The organism is Pseudomonas aestuarii, assembly GCF_027988105.1.
Taxonomy (GTDB): domain Bacteria; phylum Pseudomonadota; class Gammaproteobacteria; order Pseudomonadales; family Pseudomonadaceae; genus Aquipseudomonas; species Aquipseudomonas aestuarii.
Window position 1 is genome coordinate 1 of the sequence record NZ_JAQJZJ010000037.1, and the last position, 385, is coordinate 385.

The 385-nt window shown below is 63.1% G+C and carries 1 protein-coding gene; it reads right to left on the reverse strand.

Translation table 11 applies throughout. The features are described from left to right. Nucleotides 1-156: 156 nt before the first annotated feature. Nucleotides 157-385, reverse strand: a 229-nt coding sequence (locus tag PH586_RS23450; RefSeq protein WP_271350215.1) for a sarcosine oxidase subunit gamma, incomplete at its 5' end; no start/stop codon positions are given.

Genomic DNA, 385 nt, shown 5'->3' on the forward strand with positions numbered 1-385 from the left:
TATGCTCGGGCAGTGGGCGGTGAGGATCCAGGTGTCGGGGGTGCGGCTCATGGTGAAGCTCCCGGTGGTCTATGCCATTGCAGGCAACTGCAGGAGTGGCCTTGGCCGCGAAAAGCGTCGTGCCCAAGGCCACTCCTGCAGGGTCGTGGCACGATGTCAGGCCTTGATCGCCAGGCCGAATTCGGCGCTGGCGTCTTGCAGCCACAGCCAGATGTAATCGGAGAAACTGCGGCGCACCAGCAGCTCCCAGGTCTCTTCGCCGGTGCGGCGAATCACCAGCTGAGTCTTGGCGAAGGTAGTGCCGACCGCCTTGCCGACCGGGAAGTTGCGCGGATGCACGTCATAGATCGACGACTTCATCAGCAACTCGCGGACTTTCGACCCC